Here is a 22,535-nt window from a genome sequence, read left to right on the forward strand (position 1 = left end):
TGGGATGCTTTGCTGTATCCTAAAAACAAACAATCAAGCCTTTTTCGAGGCCATTCTTAACTGTTTCTCAAACTTAAATTTTATGAAAATTTTAATTACCGGTACAGCCGGATTTATTGGTTTCCATTTGGCAAAACGCTTATTGGAAAGAGGGGATGTTGTTGTTGGTATAGATAACATCAATGATTATTATGATGTAAACCTAAAACACGCCCGCTTGGCTCAAACTGGCATTAACCATACTGATTTGGTTTATGGTGTTCCTCAGGTAAGTGATAGATATGAAAATTACACTTTTATCAAGTTGGATATCTGCGATAAAGAAAGTTTAGAAAATTGTTTTAAAACCTATCACTTCGATGCGGTTTGCAATCTAGCCGCGCAGGCAGGTGTAAGATACAGTTTAACCAATCCAGATGCCTACATAGAAGCAAACATTAAAGGTTTTTTAAATATCCTGGAGTGTAGCCGCCATTTTAAAGTTGGCCATTTATTATATGCCAGCTCTTCGAGTGTTTATGGATTAAATAAAAAAATGCCGTTTTCTGCTCACGATAATGTAGATCATCCGGTTTCATTATATGCGGCTTCTAAAAAGAGCAATGAATTAATGGCACATGCTTATAGCCATTTATTTAATTTACCAACTACTGGCTTACGTTTCTTTACAGTTTACGGTCCATGGGGCCGCCCAGACATGGCCTTGTTCTTATTTACAAAAGCAATTTTAGAAGGCAAGCCCATTGAAGTTTTTAATAACGGGGAAATGAAAAGAGATTTTACCTATGTAGATGATATTATCGAAGGCATTGTAAGGGTCTTTGATCAACCAGCACAGGCAAATCCAAACTGGAATAACCAAAACCCCGATCCAGCTACATCAACAGCACCTTTCGCCGTGTTTAATATTGGAAGAGGAGCACCGGTTAACCTGTTAGATTTTGTTGAAGAAATTGAAAAAGAAACCGGATTAACCGCGCAAAAAATATTTATGCCCATGCAAGATGGCGATGTGGCAGAAACATCAGCAGATATTGATGATTTAAAAAACTTATTAAATTATGAACCATCTGTTTCTGTGCACAAAGGTGTGAAGAATTTTGTGAACTGGTTTACAACATTTTATCACCCAAAGTTACAGTTGGTTCCTAAAACAGCTACTGTTACAATTTAGTTTGTCATGGTTGTGTAAACTAGACGTATAATAACTTTTATTAAGCTGAATTATTAAACTGTCATTTTACTATCTGTAAGCAATTGGTTTACAGTATAAATAATATCGAATATTATGCCTATTATTTAATTATCAGTCTTTTAACTGCATTTTATTAAATGTACTCATTTATCGCATATAGCGTTAAGTTGTAAATTTAAAAAAGATAAAAATGCAGAGAATGACAAAATTGTTTAAAAAAGTGAGTTTAATTGGTTTAATATTAAGTACAATTATTTTTTTTAGTAATTGTAAAAAAAGTGTAAAGGCGGATGATGCCTTGGCTGACAGTACCGAATTGTTTTCAGGCGATTCATCATCTGTATTAGCTGCTACCAGTGGCAGTACTGGTAAATTAAGCCTTTCAGGAGTAAAATCTGAAGGAGGTTATGCATATAAAATTTCGCAATCCATTTCTGGTGGCGATAATTCTACGTCAAAAGAACAATCAATTTTAAGATTATTTGAAAACGGAGTAGAAATTGGCCCTGCCCATAGTATTCACGATGATATCAGGACTTTAGGCAAAGGGAGATTTAGCCATTGGGGTACTACGGTAATATTTTCAGCATCTGACAATACCGACCCAAGAACTAATGGCCGCTCTTATACTTATGTAATGGGCGGTACAAGTGCTGCGTTACCTCCAGCAGAAACAGTAACTCCTCCTCCTACAAATACAACTATCAATGCAGCCTTGGTAGGTTATGCTTTGGTAAATGGTAAAACAACTGGTGGCCAGGGTGGTGTTGAAACTACGGTAACCACACTTGCCCAATTAAAAGCAGCTGTTGGTGATAACGTTACCCGTACTGTTTATGTGAGTGGCACCATTAAAGGCGCTGGTAAGGATATTGTATACGTAAAATCAAATAAATCTATTATTGGCAGATCTGGTGCTGTTATTGAGGGGGTTAATTTATTTATTTATACCGTAAGCAACATTATCATCCAGAACATTACTTTTAAAAATTACGTAGAACAAGCTGCCGTGCAGATTAAAGATGCTGCTCATCATGTCTGGGTAGATCATTGCGACTTTTCTACAGACCGTTCACGCGGTTGGGATTATTGGGGTAAAGATATTACCATAACCAGAGAATCTGATTATGTAACTGTTTCCTGGAGTAAATTTCACGATACCAACCTATCAGTATTAATTAGCGGTGGTATCGCAGGTCACGAAGCTGATAAGGGTAAACTGCACGTAACCATGCACCATAACATGTGGTACAACATTACGGAGAGAGAACCATCAATGAACTATGGCAGTGTACACATGTTTAATAACTATCACCTTAACAACTCTGGTTACTCGATAGGTACAAGAGCAGGTGGTATAGTGAGAACAGATAATGAGTATTTCTCGAATTGTGTTAAACCACTAACTACAAAGGTGGCAAGTGATCCGGAAGGATATTTTAGCGGCATTACCACCAACATTTACGATAAATGTGGTGCAAACAATATAACGACGGCAGTTTCTACCTGGGTTCCAGAGTATGAATACAAATCATTTCTTAACGATGCAGCGAGTGTACCTGCTATTGTAACGGCAAATGCTGGTGCCAAGTAGGTAAACCAAAACCTTCATATTTTTTCTGCAGTAAGCCACCTGGATAGGTGGCTTTGCAGTTTAAATTAAAATTTTGACATGATGAATATAACTAGGAAAAAGATTTTTATCGTTTGCGACTCTTCCAGATCTCTGCTCGATTTTAGAGGGAAGCTAATCGAAAAGATGCAGCAACATAACCAGGTTTATGTGTTTACACCGAAGATTGAACAAGAATCGGTTCGAAATCGGTTAAAAGAATTAAATGTAATTACCTACGAAAGTAAATTAGATGGTAGTAACGTTTCCATTTTATCCGATTTAAGGTTTATCTTTTCGCTGTATAAACTCATCAGGCAAATAAAACCTGATATTTTTTTTCCTTATACATTTAAGCCTGTTATTTATGGCTCTTTTTTAGCTAAAATATGTAAGGTTAAGTTAATTGCACCCATGCTTACCGGTTTGGGTTATAACTTTACCGATAATTCTTCCAGTAATAAACTAATTGTTAAAATAACCAGGCTTTTATTAAAGCTTAGTCTGAAGCCCAATCCACATTTAAATATTATTTTTCAGAACAAAGACGATTCTCAACGTTTAATCGATCTGAAGATCCTAAATAAAAAGCATCAGGTTTATGTGGTAAACGGATCGGGTGTAGATTTGAGTCACTATCACTATTCCAAACCAAGTACCTCGCCCATAACTTTTTTAATGGTATCAAGGCTCATCAATGCAAAAGGTATCAAAGAATATTACGATGCCGCTAAATTAATCAAACAGCAGTTTCCACAAGCCGTTTTTAAACTCATTGGATCATATGATCCGAATATTGACGCCATTGCACCCGATCTATATCAAAAAATTGCCACTGGAGATACCATTCAATACATGGGGCAGGTTGATGATGTGCGGCCCGATATTGAGCGCTCTTCGGTAATGGTGCTCCCTTCTTATTATGGAGAAGGCGTTCCGCGCTGTGTACTGGAAGGAATGGCCATAGGCAGGGCTGTTATCACCTGCGACTCTGTTGGATGCCGTGAAACCGTTAATAGCGACCCAAAGGAGGCCAATGGATTTCTTGTTCCGGTTAAAGATGCCGGTGCACTAGCCAATAAAATGGAATATTTTATTAATAACAGTGATGATATTATTGCTTTTGGCAACAAAGGACATGAATTTGCAAAAACAAAATTTGATGTGAACATCGTAAATGCAGAACTCTTTAAGATTATGCGTTTACAGGCTTAACCACCCTTTATACATCAATAACTAACCAAATAAATAAACTAAACCTAAAATTGTGAACAATACATTTATTTATAAACGAGCCACTTTAGCCGACTTTAGAGAAGCTATTGATGAGTATGGATGGGTTGTATATGAAAAGGCAATCAATCAGAAATTAATTTCAGAAATAACCACAGGTTTCGAAACTTCTTATCTCTTAAGAAGAGAAATACAGGTTTTAAATGGAATTGAAGAAAATATGGAGGGAACATTACATCATTTGCTTGAGAAAGATAATTTCGCACTTGAGCTTTTGAGCAAGCTGTACTGCCACAGAGAAATCCGTGATTTTTTAGGCGGAAACTATATTCTTAATGGGATAAATGGAGTGATTAACACCAAAAAGAACAAGTCTTATATTCAGGATATCCATCGCGATGTACGTACATTTTCGTCTGAATCTAAGTTTATGATTCAGATGATTATTGTGCTTGATGATTTTACCATATTTAATGGCGCCACACACTTTTTGTCGGGTTCTCATAAATTGGATATTAAACCCGAAGAGAAATACTTTAAAGCTTTTGCAAAACAAGCTATTGCCAAAAAGGGTAGCATTATATTATTCGATTCCAATATATGGCATGCAGGGGGGATTAATTTCACCCGCAAACAGCGTAGAGCCCTTACCTTAGGTTTCACCAAACCCTATATTAAACAACAATTCGATTATCCCAGATTTTTGGGATATGAATTTGGCGAAAAAATAGATAGCGATTTAAGGCAGATTATTGGTTACAATGCAAGGGTACCAGCCAGTTTACAGGAATATTACCGACCTGTAGAAAGCAGGATGTATAAAACAGATCAAGGGTAGAGAATACAACGATGGAAACAGAAACACACTCACCCAAAACTATTGGCGGCTATATTCCGCTAGAATTATCAAAAGGGGAGCTTTATTATCCTGATTTAATTGCACTTAATACGGGCAGAAATGCACTGGAGTATGTTTTAAGGATAAAAAAGTACACCACCATATATCTACCATATTATACCTGCGAGGTTTTGTTAGAACCGCTCAGAAAACTAAACATACCTTATCACTTTTACCATATAGACGAAGATTTAGACCCGGTTATAGATTTTGAAATAGGCGAACGTTGCTGCCTGCTTTATACCAATTACTTCGGACTTAAAACGGAAACCGTTAAAAAATTAGCCAAAGAGATCAAGAACCTGATCATAGATAATGCCCAAGCATTTTTTTCTAAGCCGGTAAACAATTGCGATACCTTCTATTCATGTCGCAAGTTTTTCGGTGTACCCGATGGTGCTTATCTAAATATCTCTACAACATTAGGGTTAAATTTAAAACAGGATCAATCAACAGATCGGTTCGCTCACCTCATTAAAAGTATCGATATCAATATTGAAGAAGGGTATGCCGATTACATAGAAAACAACATGCAGTTGTGCAATAACGAAATCAAAAAGATGTCTGTATTAACAAAAACCATTCTTTCCAGCATCAATTACGATAAGTGCGCCGATATCAGAAGAAAAAACTTTGCTTACCTGGATGAGCACCTGGGGCAGGAAAATATCTTGAGACTAAATTTTTCAGGAGAAGATGTGCCGATGGTTTACCCGCTTTTGGTTGAAGATCCATCTGTAAAACAGCAACTCATCAATCAAAAAATATTTGTAGCCACTTATTGGCCTAATGTTTACGAATGGGCGCATGTAGATAGTTATGAATACTTTTTAGCTAAGCACCTTGTTTCATTGCCTATCGATCACCGCTACGGCATAGCCGATATGAAAATAATTGTTAAAGCTTTAAAACCGCTCATATGAATACCCAGATTTACTTAAGACCACTAGCATTAAAAGATGCTGATGTGTCGTACAAGTGGAGAAACGATCCTGAAGTATGGTCGTACACAAAATTTGTGTTAAAAAATCCCATTACGGCCGAAATTGAAAAACAATGGCTTTTAAATAAACTAAATCTGGCCAACGAAAAACGCTTTGCCATCTGTGTAAAAAATACGAACGAATATATTGGTAATATTCAGCTGCTCGATATTGAAAACGAGCGTGCAGAATTTCACCTCTTTATTGGAGAAAAGAAATACTGGGGAAAGGGTATAGGTTATAACGCCTCTTTAATCTTGTTGAAATATGCCTTTTATAACCTTAATCTTAAACACATTTTTTTAGAAGTACATTCAGATAATCTGGCTGCTTATTCTATTTATAAAAAAATAGGTTTTCAACGTGTTTCGCAACAGGCTAATTATATAAAAATGGTTATCAACTCTTCTGTTTTACTTACCGCAAACTGACCTGTTTACATTAAATCTACCCCTAATTTAATAGCTCAAAAATGAGAAAAATTATTACAATTGATGATAAACAAGAATGGTCTGCTTATGTAAAGCGTGCTTTGCATTATGATTTTTATCACACGTGGTATTATCACTCTTTAGATAAAAGTGGTTTGCCAATATTATTCGTGTATGAGGAAGGCGAAAATTACATTGCCTTTCCGCTTTTGAAGAGAAATATCCCTGGTTCCGATTTTTTTGACTTTACATCGGTTTATGGATATACAGGCCCCATTTCAAACATAGACTTCAATTCTTTGGACGATGATTTTATGGAACGCTTTAAAAATACATTCATAGCGTTTCTTGAAACCGGTCAAAATGTAACCGTTTTTTCCAGATTGCATCCATTTTTTAATCAGGAGAGGTTAATGGAGAAATTTTCTGGGGTATATGCCAATGGGAAAACAGTAGCAATCGATTTGACCACAACCATTGAGAGTCAACGGGCAGGTTACCGGAAAAGTGTAAAGGAAAAAATCAGACGCTTGCGGAAGCGGGATTATGAAGTCAGAATTTCTACCGATATAAATGATGCGAACATATTTTCTGAAATATATACCGAAAATATGATTCGGATTGGCGCAAAAGACCATTATCTTTTTAATATTGCCTATTTCGTTGCGCTACTTTCTTCTGACGAATTTGATAGCAAACTTTTTTTGGTGTATAAAGATGGAATAGCCATATCAGGTGCCATTGTAGTTTGTACAAAGGAAATTATGCAGGTACACCTTTTGGCCACCAAAACCACCCATCTGTTCGAATCTCCAGCTAAGTTGTTAACCGATGAAATTACTGTAATCGGTAGACAATTGGGGTATAAATATTTTAACCTGGGTGGAGGTGTTAATTTTAAGGAAGACAACCTTTTTGGCTGGAAGATGGGTTTCTCTAGCTTATGTTTCGAATTTAATAGTTGGCGATATATTGCCAATAACGAATTATACAATACACTTTTAAACGAACGATCACTTGATCCTTTTTCAACTGTTGATTTTTTTCCGCTCTATCGTAGTCCTGTAATTGCTTCATAATTAATTATTATTTCTTTTTAATAAATGGATATGCCGATTGAAAATAATGCTGCAGGCACTACTTTGCAATTAACTTTAGCACAAAAGGATGATTGGATAAAGTATATCAGCCTGGCTGCCGACTATGATTTTTATCATACCTGGCAATACCATGCTATGGCAACTAACGGAAGGCCTATTTTATTTGTGTATTGCGAAGGCAATAGTTTTATCGCTATGCCTTTATTGGAACGTGCAATCCAGGATACGCCATATTACGATCTGCATTGCGTTTATGGCTATTCAGGTCCTGTTTCTAACCTGAAATTTACCGATATGAGCGACAGTTTGAAAGGAAATTTTCTAAGTGCTTTTTCAGCATTCTTATATAAAGGCAGCTACGTTTCTGTTTTCTCCAGGCTCCATCCTTTTTTTGATCAAAAAATACTATTACAAAAAACTGATAGCATATATGAAAATGGAAAAACAGTTGCCATTAACTTACAACAAAGTATAGAAGAGCAGCGGAAGCACTATAGGCAAACAACAAGAGATAGCATAAAGAAGTGTAGAAGGTTAGGTTATATTGCTGTAGAAGCTACTTCACAAAAGGATATTGCCGCGTTCACAAAACTTTATCAATCTAATATGAACCGCATCAGTGCTACAGATTTCTATCTTTTTACTGAAGAATACTTTACTAAGCTTGTTAACTCAACAGAATTTGATTGTAAGCTAATCTTGGTTTATTCAAATGAAGATATAGTTTGTGGCAGTATTATTATGTGCACCAAAGGTATTATTCAGGGTCACTTAATTGCCACAAACGCCATTTATCTTAAAAATTCTCCTGCTAAGTTTTTGGTCGATGAAATTAGTGAGTTAGGTCGAAAATGGAAGATGAAATACTACCATTTAGGTGGCGGACTTGGTTATAGAGAAGATTCGCTCTTTGAATGGAAAATGGGTTTTTCGAATATGGTTTTAGATTATTACAGTTGGCGTTTTATCGCCAATAAAGCTGTTTACAATCAGTTAGTAGAAAAATCGGGCAACCAAGTACACGCCGATGCGGATTTTTTTCCGCTTTACAGAATGATACCACAATAAACATTATATAACATATTTAATGATTCTCAATTATGAAAAAGTTCTTCTTTCCAGATAAAGCACACTCAAGATGGTTAATTTTATTGATCGATCAAATGATTGTTGTATGGACATTGTTTATATCAATTGTATTAACCAATACATTAAACTACACCGACGTTTTTAACTCGGGCAATGCCATTTATGTAGCGCTTTATTGCTTCATTGCTGCAGGTGTTTTCATTTCTTTAAGAATACACACTGGAATTATTCGGTATTCCAATACCGAAGATATCCTAAGGGTTTTTCTAGCGGTATTTGTAACCAGTTTGCTCTTTGTCTGCGTAAACAAAATACTTTCGCAGCGGTTTCAACTACTTTGGCATCAGATGGATAAAGCATTGATATTAAACTTTTTCATCTCCTCATCGCTGCTTATTCTCATGCGTATTTTGGTAAAGGGCGTGTTTTTCTTTTTTAAAGAACTCAAATCAGAGACCAAAGAGAGTATTCTCATCTATGGATCGGAAAAAAAGGCGATCCTGATCAAAAAAGCAATAGAACAGAATGAAGATTCAAACCTGAACATCATTGGTTTTATTGATGATAACAGAGATCGCGTAGATAAATATCTTGAGCAGAAAAAGGTATACCATTCTTGCTCAGTAGAATTATTAAAAGAAAAACACAATATAAAAAAGATACTTTTTGCAGAAGATGCATTAAACACTTTAAACAAAAAGAAAATTATCGATATCTGTGTTAATGAGGGTATTAAAGTAATTATGGTGCCACCATCAGATAAATGGTTGTACGGCAAGTTAGATTCGCACCAATTACGTGATCTGAAAATTGAGGACTTGCTGGAACGTGAACCGATTAAGCTCAATAAAAAGAATATCCTGAAAGATTTAAGCGGTAAATGTATTTTGGTTACAGGTGCTGCGGGTTCCATCGGATCGGAAATTGTTCGGCAGGCCTTACAGTACAACCCTAAATCTGTAATTCTATGCGACCAGGCAGAAACGCCGCTCCACGATTTAAAACTCGAACTGGAAGATAACTTCCAGGATGCGAACGTGAAGATATTTATGGCCAATGTGCAGAATTTAAACCGGATAAGAACATTATTCGAACTCTACAAACCTGAAATTGTTTTCCATGCTGCGGCTTACAAACATGTGCCCATGATGGAGAATAACCCAGCAGAAGCAATTTTAACCAATGTGCTGGGCACTAAAAACATGGCCGATATATCAATGGAATTTGGTGTAGAGAAATTTGTAATGATCTCTACGGATAAAGCTGTTAAGCCAACCAATGTAATGGGGGCATCTAAACGTTTGGCCGAAATTTATATTCAGGCGCTAAACAGTCCTGAAATTATTTCAACTGGCGAAATTACTACACAAGCTTCACGCACCCGCTTTGTAACAACCCGTTTCGGAAATGTTTTGGGTTCAAATGGCTCTGTTATTCCACGATTTAAAAGCCAGATAGAAAAGAGAGGGCCAATTACAGTAACCGATCCGGAAATTACCCGCTATTTTATGACTATTCCGGAAGCCGTTCAATTGGTAATGGAAGCCGGAGCAATGGGTAAAGGAGGTGAGATATATCTTTTTGATATGGGTAAACCTGTTAAGATTGTCGATTTAGCTGTAAATATGATCAAATTAGCAGGCTTAACGCCCTATGTTGATGTCGATATTGTGTTTACAGGTTTAAGGCCCGGAGAGAAGCTGTATGAAGAGCTTTTGCTTATTGATGAAGAAATTATACCTACCCATCATCCAAAAATTAAAATATCGCAAAAAGTAGCTTATAATTATTTGTACGTTAACCAAATTATTAAAGACCTGATTGTACTGAATAACGATGGCAACGATTTGAATATGGTGAAGAAAATGAAAGAAATTATACCCGATTATATCAGTAATAATTCAAGATTTGAAGAATTAGACCTGTTGGTTGCCAATTGATTACCGTAAAATTACCCTATTAAAATTATTTTACTTTTGTTCGCGAAATAATTATTAAATTGCATAAATAGTAATAGTCGTCCCAGATTGTTGATCGAATTTAAATGTTTTATTTTAAATTAAATTAACTGCTATGAGTTTAAATGTAGGCCAGGTTCTTGAGCGTGTTGTGCGCAGAGACAGAATGGGGATAAGTGAATTATCCCGGAAATTAAATGTAAGTAGAAGAACTATTTACAATTGGTTTGACCAGAAAAGTCTAAATCCCGAAATTATTTGGAAAGTGGGTACCGTAATTGGTCACGATTTTTCTGTTGAGTTACCCGAAACTTTTGCTAAAAACAGTAACTATATCCATGAAGCTTTTGATGCACACACAGGGGATCAACCCAAGGGTGATGCGAATTCTGTATATTTCTGGATGAATAAATACATCAAATTACTTGAAAAATACAACGAAATATTAAGCAATAACAACATAGAAAAGGGTGTTTCAGAAACGGTTGCACATCATACTATGCCAAGAAATAACAATCGGTCTATTTCTTAAGCCATTACTGGTATTTTATTTGTTTTAAACTCATATCTTCTTAGGGTTTACCATCTGGGTGAACTCTCCTTTTTTATAGTATCTCTCTAAATAATTCGCCATAAACACACTTATGGTGATGGATTTCTATTCACTAAAATTTCGAAATCATGAAAACAATTAACGCATTAACTCTACTGTTACCATTGTTTATTTTTCAAGGCGCCAAAGCACAATCGCAGGTTTATGGTGGTACAGGTATTCGGTACTCAGTTGGTATCGAAACAGGTTTGGCGACTGGTTATTTAGCCAAAAAATACGAAGCACCCCTTGGGGTTTCCGTTCAGGCAGAATTTCCCATTACCGAAAGCATTTTATATGCCACGGTAAATACAGGGTTCAACAACATTTTTGTATCAGCCAATTATTCACGGTTGGTTGATGATTTACAGCTTGTTCCGGTTAAAGCAGGCTTAAAATATTTTTACAGAAGTAACCTTTATCTCCAATCGGAAATAGGTTTTTCCGTTCTTTTAAATAAAACAAACTGTGTTGAAGGCAAAAAAGCGGTATTTGTATATGCACCGCAGGCGGGAATGATATTTTATCTGCATAACAATAATTACATCGATGCCGGATTACGCTACGAAAGCAATGGCAAATTCTATCACTGTGACCATACGAACAACTTTGTAGGCTTCAGAATCGCCTGGGGCTTTAGTTTATAAAAACGGGTATTCCTTAGTAATCATCTTTAATAAGCTTCATAAATGAAAGCAAGTATACAATACAATACGATGAACGGATTGTGGATCCTTTTTATTGACTGTAAATATGAGGATTCTCCGAAATACATTAGGATGATTACGAAAATTATAATCAAAATGTTATCTGGAACAATCATTCCCGGTAACCGCCGAAGGGTTAGATCTGGCAGGCATTACCTGATTCATGAGCATGTTGTAGAATTACACACCGACGAATGGTTCCCATTGGTGCTGGCAAGCGAAAGAAAAGAGCTGCTAGAAGGCATTAGATCCATTTTTCTGGATATGAGCGGGAAAAAATAAACCCGCCCAATTTATTTTATCGATCAAAAATACGGGAAGGTTGCTCCGAAAGGAGTGGCCTTTTCTTGTTTTGGGGTTGTTGCATTATGGTAATATGGCAACATACTATTCCATATTACCATTAACTGATTAATATTCGATTACAACCTTACCAATCGTTTTTCCGCTTTCCAATAGGCGGTGAGCTTCTTTTAGGTTTTCTGCTGTAAATCCTTTCAATGTGGTGTTTAACGTGGTTTTAAGTGTGCCATTATCAAAAAGTTCGGCAAGTTTATTTAAAATATGATGTTGCTCTTCCATATCATCGGTTTGGTACATCGAACGCGTATACATCAGTTCCCACGAAAAAGTAACACTTTTATTTTTTAACTTATTCAGCGCAATAGGCGTTGCAGAGCCGGTAATGGAAACAATATGCCCTTGTGGTTTTATGAGTTCTGCTATTGCATCCCAATACGCATTCAGATCAACAAAATCCAGTATAAAGTCTACTTCCTGATAACCTGCTGCACGTATTTCTTCAACCAGGTTCTTATGGTTTACTACTAAATCGGCTCCCATGGCCAGGCACCATTCTTTAGTTTCAGTACGCGAAGCCGTGGTAATTACCTTTAGCCCGCTTATTTTTTTTGCAAGCTGTATGGCAATTGAACCTACACCACCGGCACCTCCAATAATGAGTATACTTTTCCCTTTATCTTTTTGTTCGCTGATGCGGATACGATCGTATAACGATTCCCATGCGGTAAGTGCGGTTAAGGGCATAGCAGCAGCTTCGGCATTGCTGAGTGTACTTGGCTTTAAACCTACAATACGTTCATCTATCAATTGATATTCGGCATTACTGCCACTTCGTGTAAGATCACCAGCATAATAAACCGCATCGCCAGGTTTAAAAAAAGTAACTGCTTCTCCAACAGCTTCTACCGTTCCGGTAGCATCCCAGCCAATCACCTTTGGCGTTTCCAATATCATATCTTTCGCACTATTCTGGCGTATCTTATAATCAACCGGATTTACACTGATCGCGCTTGTCTTAACCAATATATCACGTCCGCTTGGTTGCAGGATAGCTGTTTCAAATTCGATAAAACTGTCTTCTACCGAAATGGGGAGTGAGGTTTTAAATCCTATAGCTTTCATTTTTTCTTTATATTAGTATACAATTTTTATGATTTCTGTAAGGCAAATATAAACTGATATTGCTTTATTAGCTTTTCGAAATGCGCTTGTGGCTTAAATACAACTAACAGTTGCTAAAAAGCAACAATAAGTAGCGTATTTACAACTATAACGATCGGCTGATTTGCTGAATTTAGCTAACTGGTCGGCTACATTTGCAATGTCGAAAGATTAAAAAAAGACAGTACATATGGATGCAAAAATGATCGGCAACAAAATTGCCGGAGCACGAAAAAAAATAAACATGTCTCAGGCTGCGCTCGCCGGACATGTATTTGTAAGCCCACAGGCCGTTGGAAAATGGGAGCGGGGAGAATCAATGCCAGACATTATTACCTTAAACCAACTCGCCAAGATTCTGGATGTAGACCTCAATTATTTTTCAGAAAACCTCTCTTCTCCAAACGCAATCAGTGCCGTTGAAGAGACAATACCAGTGGTAAACGGTTTAACAGATTCACATCAGCCACAGCTGCTGACCAATTTTAGCGGGAACGATCTGGCTAAGACTGATTTCGCTGGTGTTATTGCGCATAAGCTGAAATTTAACGGGAGTAATTTACATGGATCAGATTTTACTGGTGCCGACCTGACGGGCAGTTCGTTTCTGGGTAGCGATGCACGTGAAGCCATTTTCCAAAGGGCAAACCTCACCGATTGCAGCCTGTCGGCCACTGATCTTACAGCCACTAATTTTGATCAGGCCGTTTTGGTGCGTACAAAATTCTATGCTTTAGAGCTGGCTGGGGCAAAGATCAGTAATACCAAGCTAACTGAGGTAAAACTGAGCAAGACCGATTTGAGGAAAACAGTTTTTGAAAACTGCGTGTTTGAGGGGGTAGACTTTGACTATTCCGATCTGCGTGGACTCAGTTTGGATGGGCAGACTTTTACCGGGGTGCTGTTTCACAACGCTGCACTTAACGAAACTACATTTAAAGGCGCAACACTTAAAAACGTGTCCTTCCGCTCTACCTTTGCCCTTACGAATAAATATTACCGGGCCATTAAAACCATTTGCTTTGATGGGGCAACAATGGATAAACTCACTTATGCTTCACTCAAAGGTTTAGGTGCTGATTTATCGAAGGTTAACTTGGTGTAATATAAGCATATCTATGCCTCTTAAAAAAGGAGATGAGATGATCGGTATAGATGGATCGTCATTGCGAGGCCGATTTTTTATCGGATGAAGCAATCTTATCGCACCAGGAAAGGTTGCTCCCCGAAAGTCGGGATAGGCTTTTGTTCCTCCCCGCAATGGCGCCCCATTTTCTAAGCTGCCAAATAAAAACCAGTTAACCCTCAGGTATTTCTGGCTCTACCAATTTAATCAGTTTTTCTAACGATTCCTGCCAACCCAGGTAACACATTTCGGCAGGTATGGCTGCTGGTATGTTTTCCTGTAAAATTTCCAGTTCTGTACCTACTGAAGTCTTTTTTAATCTGATCGTATTTACGATGGTTCCTGGCATGTTAGGATCATCAAATTTATCTGTGAACTTCAGCAGCTCATTCGGCTTAACCTCCAGGTACTCACCACCGAAGGAATTGCTATTGCCCGTAGTGAAATTCTGGAATGACATTTTAAAAGTACCACCCACTTTAACATCCATTTGGTGTACCGTACCCAGATAACCGTAAGGTGGCATCCAGGAAGCAAGCGCTACAGGCTCGATGAATGCACGATATAACTTTTCAGGAGATGCCTTAATTACTCTGTGTAATGAAACTTGGTTGTTAGACATAAAATAGATTTTTTCTGATCCTACTCATCTGGCTTTTCGGTTCGCCCGTTTTTATTGGTTGCTGCTCCACTGTCTTAACAAAGATGGTAGTAAAAAGTTAAAGCAAGTGGGGGTTAATGCGACTTAATTAGGGGTTAATTGCGGTAGCTGATATTGTTAAAATGGGGTGGATGTTTTGATAAACGAAAAAAGCCTGAAATCTTACGATTTCAGGCTTTGATTTTTCGGCGGAAAGCGAGGGATTCGAACCCCCGGACCTGTTACAGTCAACAGTTTTCAAGACTGCCGCATTCGACCACTCTGCCAGCTTTCCGGAGGCAAAAGTACGAACTCCGGTTAAATCTGCAAACTATGAATGCTTTTTTTTTATATAAACTTGATAATTACTTAACACAGAGGGAGAAAAAATTATTTCTTCTGTATATTTTCTTCAATTGGCTCTGATTTTTTGAACAAATTAAAGGTAGGACGGATAATCTTCACGCTTCTTTTGCTTACGTCAACGCTGGCATTTAGTTCAAAACCGATCAATAAAATCAAAGAATTGAGGTAAAGCCAGATCATCACTACAATTAATGTTCCGATAGAGCCGTACACTTTGTTATATGACGCAAAATGGTTAATGTAAAAAGAAAAGCCCCAAATGGTAAGGAAAGCTAAAATGGTAGCCAACCAGGAACCTGCACTAAAAAAACGCCATTTTTTAGAATGTGCTGGCCCGTATCGATATAAGATAGATACCGTTAAAAAATATAAAATAGCCAGTAGTGCCCACTGGGTAAACTGTACCGCAAAGGCTAGGAAACTACCTTTAATGTGGAGTTCGTTTGTGATCTTATTCAGTAAAACTTCTCCCAGAGTCATGGCGCTGATGCAGATGATAATGGAAAAACAAATAATCGTAGTTAATACCAGTGCAATTAAGCGTTGTTTTAACCAGCCCCTGGTTTCGATAATCAATGATGATTTATTAAAAGCCTTCATTAAGTTTTTAACCCCATTGGTGGCAAAAAATATGGCCGATAAAAAACCGAAAGATAATAAGCCCCTGTTCTGGTTTTTAATAATGTCTTTCAATGTGGTTTCAAAGGCATCAAAAGCGTTGTGTGGCAGTACAAGCTGTATTAAATTTAACAGTTGATCCTGGAAGCCTTTTATTGGAATAAAAGGAATTAACGTAAATAAGAAGATAATGCCAGGAAAGATAGCCAGCATGAAACTATAAGCTAAAGATGATGACTTGTTTACCAAAGCATCTTTGCCAATTTCACGAAAGAAAAATGTAGCTACAGTGTACAATGGAAGTGGGCTAAAACCAGGCAAAACACAGCCCTTCGTCCATTCGATAAATCTAGAATATAGTTTAAGATGTAATAATTGCCTATGTAACCATTCCATTGTATTTGTTAATTAAAAAATACCGATAGTTTTTCCATAAAATTTTCGGGTGGGTTTGTCGGTTTATTTTTCTTCATATCGACAAAAACCAGCGTAGTTGCGCCAATGTTGATCAGCTCTTCTTTTTCGTTGTACAACTCGTACTCGAAAAAGATCCTGATGCCCGGTAAAGTTTTGATGATTGTTTTTACCGTAATTTCCTGATCGTAAAGGGCGGGTTTAATATATTTGCACTTTAATTCTAAAACAGGCATCATAATTCCATCAGCTTCCATCGAGCTATAGCTCATACCTAAACTGCGTAACATTTCTACCCGGCCTACTTCGTAATACTGTGCATAATTACCATAATACATATAGCCCATCTGATCAGTTTCGCCATACCGGACCCTGATTTTTGTACTGTGGCTATACATTATTTAAATATGTTTCTTTTGTTTAAAGCCTCACGGTATTTCTTGGCATTGATTTCGTGCTGCGCTTTATTTTCAGCAAAATTATGATAGCCAGAAAAATCTTCTTTGGCACACATGTAAATGTAACTGTTATTGTCGTGGTTTAGTACAGCATCAATCGCATTAATGCTTGGCATCATAATCGGCCCTGGAGGCAAACCAGCGTATTTATAAGTGTTGTAAAGCGATTGTACCTGTAATAATTTTCCGGTTACTCTTTTAACCGTAAAATCGTTGTTTGCAAAAATCACCGTTGGATCGGCCTGTAACAATATGCCTTTATTTAAACGGTTTAAATACAAACCTGCTATAATGGGCATTTCTTTGTCGTAAAGCGCCTCTGCATCAACAATAGAAGCCAGGGTATATATCTGTGTAGGAGTAAGGTTTAAACTTGCTGCTTTTTGCTTGCGGTCGGCTGTCCAGAATTTATCATATTCCTTGTGCATGCGCTCAAAGAAATCAACCGGCGAAATATTCCAGTACATTTCGTAAGTATTCGGGATAAACATGGCATACACATTATCCTGATTAAAACCATATTTGCTAATTAATGCAGTAGAATCCAATACATTGATAAAGCTTAACGAATCGGCTTCCAGGTTGCTGGCCAAATATGCAGCAAAGTTTTCTTTCTTGCGGATGTTATGGAATTTCAATTTAACCGGATCTTGATTTCCAGCTTTAATTAAGTTAATTAAAGTGCGGTTAGTCATGCCCTTGGTTAAACGGTAACGTCCGGGTTTAACACTCGCAGGTAAATTCATTTTTCCGGCAGCTGCAGTAAAAGAAGAGATACTTTTTACCAGATCTTTCTTTTTAATCTCTGCGATCAAATCATCGTAGCTGCTTCCGGTTTTGATATATAAATATTTTTGATTTTCGGTAACGTTAGGGGCAAAGTAAAGCCTGTAAATATTTAATGCAAAGTAACCGGCAATTAAAATAACAACAAGCGCAATCACTATTGCCACTTTTTTGCCTGTACTCATGTTCTTTTTTTCTACTTCAGTCATCTGTAAATATGATACGTGTTTATTGTTGTTTGTTAGATAGGGTAATGTTAATCTTTGTACCTATAGCCACTTTGGTTAACGAATCAACCAGCATAGGGTCTTGTTTAATAATAATAGCAGCAGCACTATCGGTAATAGGGCCATCGTAAATAATGGTACCTAAAGTTAAGTTCGAGCCCCTCAAACTAAATTTAGCTTCATCCATGGTTAATCCCGTTAGTTGTGGAATATCTACTTCTTCGTTTCCGCGACCATCGCCCAATACCAGGTTAATCCTCGAGCCAACAGGTACAATCTGCCCGGCAGCTATTGGCTGACCGCCGAAAGAAGCTTCTAAAACCACATCGCGGCTTACATCTGGCTTATAGGTGGTATCTCCGAGTTTTAATCTCGAACTCTCTATTATAGCCTGTGCTTCTCTTAAGGTCTTAAACGCTATATCAGGGAATTTTGTATTCGGTATTTTACCTGCATTAATGGTTAAGTAAATGGTCCGGTTATCTTTAACAAAAGTATTGGGATCAGGATCCTGATCAATTACAATTCCTGCAGGTTGATCCATAATAAAAACAGAATCTACTTCATATTTTAATCCGGCATCTTCGAGTTTCTTAACTGCCTGCTCAAAAGATAAGCCTTTTACCATAGGTACATTTAGGCCTTGTCCGTGTTTGGTGTAATATCTTAAACTAAAAAAAGCGACCAATAGAAGCACAATAACGGTTACTATTGCAGCTAAAATATTGTTTCTAAACGATTTGGTTTTTAAATAATCTATAAATTTAGACATGAATCTTAATTTGGGTTATGCGTACAAGCTCAAATGTAACTATTTTAATGATTGATTGAATTATAGAATCCATTTCCTCATTCAACCATTCAATAAATTCTCTCCTTCAATATTACTAAAGCACAAAGATATTTATATTTTTGAGGATATATTTATATTCAATTTCTATTTATAAAAGGATTTTTAACATGAAGAAAACGATAGCATTGTTAACAGGCGGTACCACAGGCGAATGGGTTGTTTCGGTGAAAAGCGCAGCCACTATTGCTCAAAATATCGACCCTGATTTATATGATGTGTATAAGATTATGGTGAACGAAAAGGGCTGGTTTTATGAGCCTGCAGATTCTGTTAAAATCGAAATTGATAAAAATGATTTTTCCTTAACGCTTGAAGGAAGAAAAATTAAGTTCGACGGTGTTTTTATTGCCATACATGGTTCTCCTGGCGAGGATGGAAAATTACAGGGCTATTTCGATATGTTGGGTATCCGTTACACCGCCTGCGATGCACTAACTTCGTCAATTACGATGAATAAAGGTTATACCAAAGCAGTTGTAGAGGGCATTGATAACCTATACACCGCAAAATCAGTTCAGATATTTAAAGGTGGCAACTATAATCTAAATCAAATTAAGCAAGATTTAAGATTGCCTTATTTTGTTAAACCAAATAGTGGGGGCAGCAGCATTGGCATGAGTAAGGTAAAACATGCCGATGATCTGGAAAGCGCTTTAGAAAAGGCTTTTAAAGAAGATGATCAGATTTTAATAGAGGAGTTTGTTAGTGGTAGAGAGTTTTCGATTGGCATTTTTGGAGCTGAAGGAAAAATTATTGTTTTGCCAACCACAGAAGTGATTCCAGTAAATGAATTTTTTGATTTCGAAGCAAAATATACTCCAGGCGCAACTGAAGAAATTACACCAGGCAGAATGAATGAAGAAGAGGTGAGTCGTGTACAACAGGTGGTAAAGGATGTATATAAGAAACTAAATTGCAGAGGAGTGGTACGCGTTGATTATTTCTTGGAAGAAGGGACGGGTAAATTTTATTTTATCGAAATCAATACCATTCCTGGGCAAACAGCAACCAGTTTTATCCCACAACAGGTAGCAGCAATGGGTATTACACTGAAAGAGTTTTACACCCGTTTAATGAAAGAAACCTTAGGGTAGTTTTCATAATTCTTGTCATTACAAGGGAAACTTATGAATAATCGCAATGCAACAGGCTTTAAGATCCCCGTCTGCGCGGGAATGACGACTGTTTGAGCAGATTAAACTACTATAAGCAATGATGAACTTCCAAAAATTGATTGATAAAGGTTTAAAACTCAAAAGCTACCCGAAAGATTCGGTTATTTACGAGCCCGGCATGCAGCCGCGCTATGTGTATTTTATCAAATTGGGCGAGGTAAGAATGGTTACCGTTAGCGATGAAGGAAAGGAATTTATTCAAGGGGTTTTTAAAACGGGCCAGTATTTTGGCGAACCTGCATTATTAACCGACAGACCTTATTTAGCTTTTACCATCACTAATAAAGATTCGCAGATTATTGCTGTAAATAAAGAAGATTTCTTTGCTTTGATCAAAAACGAACCCGATTTTAGCACGGACCTTATCCGTACTTTAAGTAACCGCCTTTTCTATAAATCGATGATGCTGGAAGAATTGGCGAGCGAAAAGGCTGAGCATCGATTGTTAACAATTATCAATTACCTTCTTAACGATATTGCTTTAGGTGAAAATTTAAAGGTAACGCGGCAAGAATTAGCCGATATGACCGGTTTAAGGGTAGAAACAGTTATTCGTGGGACTAAAATACTAGCCGAAAAAGGCCTGATTAAAATCATTAAAGGGAAAATAGTAAAGGTTTAGCATTTTATTGGGAACTAATAAACAAATGACCAGTGAACCAATATACTAATGCCTGTCATTTATGTTATTTTGTAATCACTTATGTATGATTGTTTTATGTAAATTTCTTATATCGGTCCGACTAGGCCATAGCACCGTATCACCGTTCTACTTAAATCCGGCCTAACAAATTTTTCGGGCTCCACCGAGACATCCAACCCACTAACTGCTAAAGAAAACGGCGAAGCCCTCATGAATGCAGTTGAAAACTATAATACAAATGAATAAATTTTCAGCCGATGAGCCGAGGAAAGCATGAGCTGTAGGCCAAAAACATAATCAATTATTTACGTCATTTATATTGATTTTTGTGCTATAAATTATCCCTCAAACATGACGTAGATCATAAATTAGTTTTTAATTTTAGCCTTACCTTTGTACTATCAAATTAGAAGATTATGGCTGAGTTATCTAAATTTCAAGCGTTTTTACAATGTAAATGCCCACGCTGCCGCAAAGGAGATATCTTTACTGGAAGTGCTTATTCTTTCAGATTACAAAAAACAAATATTACCTGTCCGCATTGCAACTTAAAATTTGAGCGTGAACCAGGATTTTTCTACGTAGCGATGTTTGTAAGTTACGCCATGAATGTTGCAGAAATTATTACCATTGGAGTAGCATCTTATGTTTTAGGCTTGCCTTTAGTTTATGAAAACCTGTGGTATTATGTAAGTTTAATCTTAACGGGTGTTTTACTGTTATCTCCAATTAATTACCGCTATTCGAGGGTTATTTTGCTTCATTACCTTACACCAGGCTTGCACTATGTTCCAGGAAGTGGAGATTAAGAAACTATAGATAAAAATAGGCTGTATCATAAAACTAATTTCTCTTTAGGTTTTGTCATGTTGTCCAAACGACTCCTACGGAGAGCTTGCCGAAAAACGCTGCCAAGGTTATTTAATGTAGTCCTTCGACAGGCTCAGGATGACAATCTATATTTATAATACAGCTTCTTTTTTTAGCTATCTCTTCATTGGGTGCTGAACATATTCAGATAATCTCACCACCTTTCCATTTTTCAATTGAATATCGTTAAATAAAGCCACTGTATCGGTTTTACCTTCTTTTGTTGTTGAAACCTGGCTGTACCATAGGCTTACCCATTCTTCGCTTTTATCTTTGTTCACTACAGATTCCATGTCTTGCATGTCGATTTTAAAACCTTTCATTTTGTCGAATTCGCCCTGTAATTCTTTCATGAGCTGAGATTTTGTCCCTTTAAATTTGTAACCATCCAGATCTAAGGCCACACTGTCTGCAAGCACCTTGCTCATACGGGCTGTATCTAGATTTTCGAATGTTTTAATAAGTGTCATTGCAGTTACTGCATTTTTGGTATCGGGGTTCATTTCCCAGTTTTGTACCTGTTTAATGGTATACGGATACTTTGTACTGTCTGCAGCTACTGCCATATCAGTAGTTTTAGCTTCCTTATTTTCACATGCTGCAAAAAGTAAGGTAGCCATAATCAGGGATGATAATTTTTTCATGATAATTAGTTTATTGGTTTGATTAAATATAACTAATTACTTGAATATTAATTGAATGTATACAGTTTTTGTCCCTGGGTTTACATACTGAAATAGGAGCAACTAGATAAAATGGATAATAAAAAGTAAGCGCAGTTCAAAGTATTGGATGCTAAAAATGATTTTAACAATTTATAGTATAATGCGAATAAGAATAAAAATATAACATACGTATTTTACGATTAGGTTTTTTTAGAAAATGAGCGCTCAGTAATGCTTCGGGAACAGCAGTCCCGTTATTTGCTATAGCTCCGATAAAGGATCGGAGGCTGCCGCTTTTACCGGGTTTATGGAACAGAGGCTTGCCTAAAATGTGCCCAATCCTTTCCTACGAAGCTAACTATGAATTTTTTTTTTGCCTATCATCCTTCTTTGCTATGAGGGGAAGGGCGATTTTATCGCATTTAAACTGTC

The 22,535-nt window shown here is 37.0% G+C and carries 23 protein-coding genes and 1 tRNA gene; 16 read left to right on the plus strand and 8 right to left on the minus strand.

The genetic code is table 11. From position 1 onward, the window contains the following. Window positions 1-82: 82 nt before the first annotated feature. The 12 genes from EYS08_RS09500 to EYS08_RS09555 all read left to right on the plus strand — a co-directional run bounded on the left by EYS08_RS09500 (window position 83) and on the right by EYS08_RS09555 (window position 12,080). Window positions 83-1,174: an NAD-dependent epimerase gene (locus EYS08_RS09500; protein WP_131029812.1), complete on the plus strand. Its 1,092-nt coding sequence runs from the start codon at window positions 83-85 to the stop codon at window positions 1,172-1,174. A gap of 220 nt (window positions 1,175-1,394) precedes the next feature. Further along, window positions 1,395-2,789 (plus strand): pectate lyase family protein, encoded by a 1,395-nt coding sequence (locus tag EYS08_RS09505; RefSeq protein WP_165456415.1) that lies wholly within the window; start codon window positions 1,395-1,397, stop codon window positions 2,787-2,789. A gap of 78 nt (window positions 2,790-2,867) precedes the next feature. After that, window positions 2,868-4,022, plus strand: a complete 1,155-nt coding sequence (locus tag EYS08_RS09510; protein ID WP_244215910.1) for a glycosyltransferase family 4 protein — start codon at window positions 2,868-2,870, stop codon at window positions 4,020-4,022. A 52-nt stretch (window positions 4,023-4,074) separates the two neighbouring features. Continuing rightward, window positions 4,075-4,878 carry a phytanoyl-CoA dioxygenase family protein gene (locus tag EYS08_RS09515; protein WP_131029814.1) on the plus strand — a complete coding sequence of 268 codons (804 nt, stop codon included), beginning with the start codon at window positions 4,075-4,077 and terminating at the stop codon, window positions 4,876-4,878. An 11-nt stretch (window positions 4,879-4,889) separates the two neighbouring features. After that, window positions 4,890-5,861, plus strand: coding sequence for a hypothetical protein (locus tag EYS08_RS09520; RefSeq protein ID WP_131029815.1), 972 nt, complete (start codon window positions 4,890-4,892; stop codon window positions 5,859-5,861). After that, entirely contained in the window at window positions 5,858-6,352 is a 495-nt protein-coding gene (locus tag EYS08_RS09525; RefSeq protein WP_131029816.1) for a GNAT family N-acetyltransferase, read from the plus strand. Before EYS08_RS09520 ends, EYS08_RS09525 begins: the two co-directional genes overlap by 4 nt. A 41-nt stretch (window positions 6,353-6,393) precedes the next feature. Further along, window positions 6,394-7,431 (plus strand): GNAT family N-acetyltransferase, encoded by a 1,038-nt coding sequence (locus EYS08_RS09530; RefSeq protein WP_131029817.1) that lies wholly within the window; start codon window positions 6,394-6,396, stop codon window positions 7,429-7,431. A 30-nt stretch (window positions 7,432-7,461) separates the two neighbouring features. Further along, a complete protein-coding gene (locus EYS08_RS09535; RefSeq protein ID WP_244215911.1) occupies window positions 7,462-8,520 on the plus strand; it encodes a GNAT family N-acetyltransferase in 1,059 nt (352 codons plus the stop codon). Window positions 8,521-8,552: 32 nt separating this feature from the next. Beyond that, on the plus strand, window positions 8,553-10,481 hold the full coding sequence (locus EYS08_RS09540) for a polysaccharide biosynthesis protein (RefSeq protein WP_131029819.1): 1,929 nt from the start codon (window positions 8,553-8,555) through the stop codon (window positions 10,479-10,481). A gap of 133 nt (window positions 10,482-10,614) precedes the next feature. Then, window positions 10,615-11,031 carry a helix-turn-helix domain-containing protein gene (locus EYS08_RS09545; RefSeq protein WP_131029820.1) on the plus strand — a complete coding sequence of 139 codons (417 nt, stop codon included), beginning with the start codon at window positions 10,615-10,617 and terminating at the stop codon, window positions 11,029-11,031. A gap of 149 nt (window positions 11,032-11,180) precedes the next feature. Next, window positions 11,181-11,738, plus strand: coding sequence for a hypothetical protein (locus EYS08_RS09550; RefSeq protein WP_131029821.1), 558 nt, complete (start codon window positions 11,181-11,183; stop codon window positions 11,736-11,738). A 42-nt stretch (window positions 11,739-11,780) separates the two neighbouring features. Beyond that, complete coding sequence (locus tag EYS08_RS09555; RefSeq protein ID WP_131029822.1) at window positions 11,781-12,080, plus strand: hypothetical protein; 300 nt, start codon at window positions 11,781-11,783, stop codon at window positions 12,078-12,080. 129 nt (window positions 12,081-12,209) lie between these two features. Here EYS08_RS09555 and EYS08_RS09560 read toward each other — a convergent pair whose 3' ends face one another. Further along, complete coding sequence (locus EYS08_RS09560) at window positions 12,210-13,223, minus strand: zinc-binding alcohol dehydrogenase family protein (protein ID WP_131029823.1); 1,014 nt, start codon at window positions 13,221-13,223, stop codon at window positions 12,210-12,212. Window positions 13,224-13,452: 229 nt separating this feature from the next. On the opposite strand from EYS08_RS09560, the gene EYS08_RS09565 reads away from it, so the two are divergent. Further along, complete coding sequence (locus tag EYS08_RS09565) at window positions 13,453-14,367, plus strand: pentapeptide repeat-containing protein (RefSeq protein WP_131029824.1); 915 nt, start codon at window positions 13,453-13,455, stop codon at window positions 14,365-14,367. Between the two features lie 193 nt (window positions 14,368-14,560). Here EYS08_RS09565 and EYS08_RS09570 read toward each other — a convergent pair whose 3' ends face one another. The 6 genes from EYS08_RS09570 to EYS08_RS09595 all read right to left on the minus strand — a co-directional run bounded on the left by EYS08_RS09570 (window position 14,561) and on the right by EYS08_RS09595 (window position 18,669). After that, window positions 14,561-15,010: an SRPBCC family protein gene (locus EYS08_RS09570; protein ID WP_131029825.1), complete on the minus strand. Its 450-nt coding sequence runs from the start codon at window positions 15,008-15,010 to the stop codon at window positions 14,561-14,563. A 228-nt stretch (window positions 15,011-15,238) separates the two neighbouring features. Then, window positions 15,239-15,323: transfer RNA gene (locus tag EYS08_RS09575), tRNA-Ser, on the minus strand. Window positions 15,324-15,418: 95 nt separating this feature from the next. Further along, on the minus strand, window positions 15,419-16,408 hold the full coding sequence (locus EYS08_RS09580; protein ID WP_131029826.1) for a YihY/virulence factor BrkB family protein: 990 nt from the start codon (window positions 16,406-16,408) through the stop codon (window positions 15,419-15,421). An 8-nt stretch (window positions 16,409-16,416) separates the two neighbouring features. Further along, window positions 16,417-16,824 carry an acyl-CoA thioesterase gene (locus EYS08_RS09585; RefSeq protein WP_057934757.1) on the minus strand — a complete coding sequence of 136 codons (408 nt, stop codon included), beginning with the start codon at window positions 16,822-16,824 and terminating at the stop codon, window positions 16,417-16,419. Further along, a complete protein-coding gene (gene mltG, locus EYS08_RS09590) occupies window positions 16,824-17,879 on the minus strand; it encodes an endolytic transglycosylase MltG (RefSeq protein WP_131029827.1) in 1,056 nt (351 codons plus the stop codon). Before mltG ends, EYS08_RS09585 begins: the two co-directional genes overlap by 1 nt. A 19-nt stretch (window positions 17,880-17,898) precedes the next feature. After that, window positions 17,899-18,669 (minus strand): PASTA domain-containing protein, encoded by a 771-nt coding sequence (locus tag EYS08_RS09595; protein ID WP_131029828.1) that lies wholly within the window; start codon window positions 18,667-18,669, stop codon window positions 17,899-17,901. 188 nt (window positions 18,670-18,857) lie between these two features. On the opposite strand from EYS08_RS09595, the gene EYS08_RS09600 reads away from it, so the two are divergent. From EYS08_RS09600 to EYS08_RS09610, 3 genes are all read left to right on the plus strand, one after another. Further along, the gene (locus EYS08_RS09600) at window positions 18,858-19,844 is read left to right on the plus strand and encodes a D-alanine--D-alanine ligase (protein ID WP_131029829.1); all 987 of its coding nucleotides are present in this window, start codon (window positions 18,858-18,860) and stop codon (window positions 19,842-19,844) included. A 118-nt stretch (window positions 19,845-19,962) separates the two neighbouring features. Continuing rightward, window positions 19,963-20,547 (plus strand): Crp/Fnr family transcriptional regulator, encoded by a 585-nt coding sequence (locus EYS08_RS09605; protein ID WP_244215912.1) that lies wholly within the window; start codon window positions 19,963-19,965, stop codon window positions 20,545-20,547. A 437-nt stretch (window positions 20,548-20,984) separates the two neighbouring features. Beyond that, window positions 20,985-21,377 (plus strand): DUF983 domain-containing protein, encoded by a 393-nt coding sequence (locus EYS08_RS09610; protein ID WP_131029830.1) that lies wholly within the window; start codon window positions 20,985-20,987, stop codon window positions 21,375-21,377. Between the two features lie 177 nt (window positions 21,378-21,554). Here the strand turns inward: EYS08_RS09610 and EYS08_RS09615 are convergent, their stop codons facing one another. Then, on the minus strand, window positions 21,555-22,082 hold the full coding sequence (locus EYS08_RS09615) for a nuclear transport factor 2-like protein (RefSeq protein ID WP_131029831.1): 528 nt from the start codon (window positions 22,080-22,082) through the stop codon (window positions 21,555-21,557). Between the last annotated feature and the right edge of the window lie 453 nt (window positions 22,083-22,535).

It is taken from the genome of Pedobacter kyonggii (genome assembly GCF_004310665.1).
Lineage (GTDB): Bacteria > Bacteroidota > Bacteroidia > Sphingobacteriales > Sphingobacteriaceae > Pedobacter > Pedobacter kyonggii.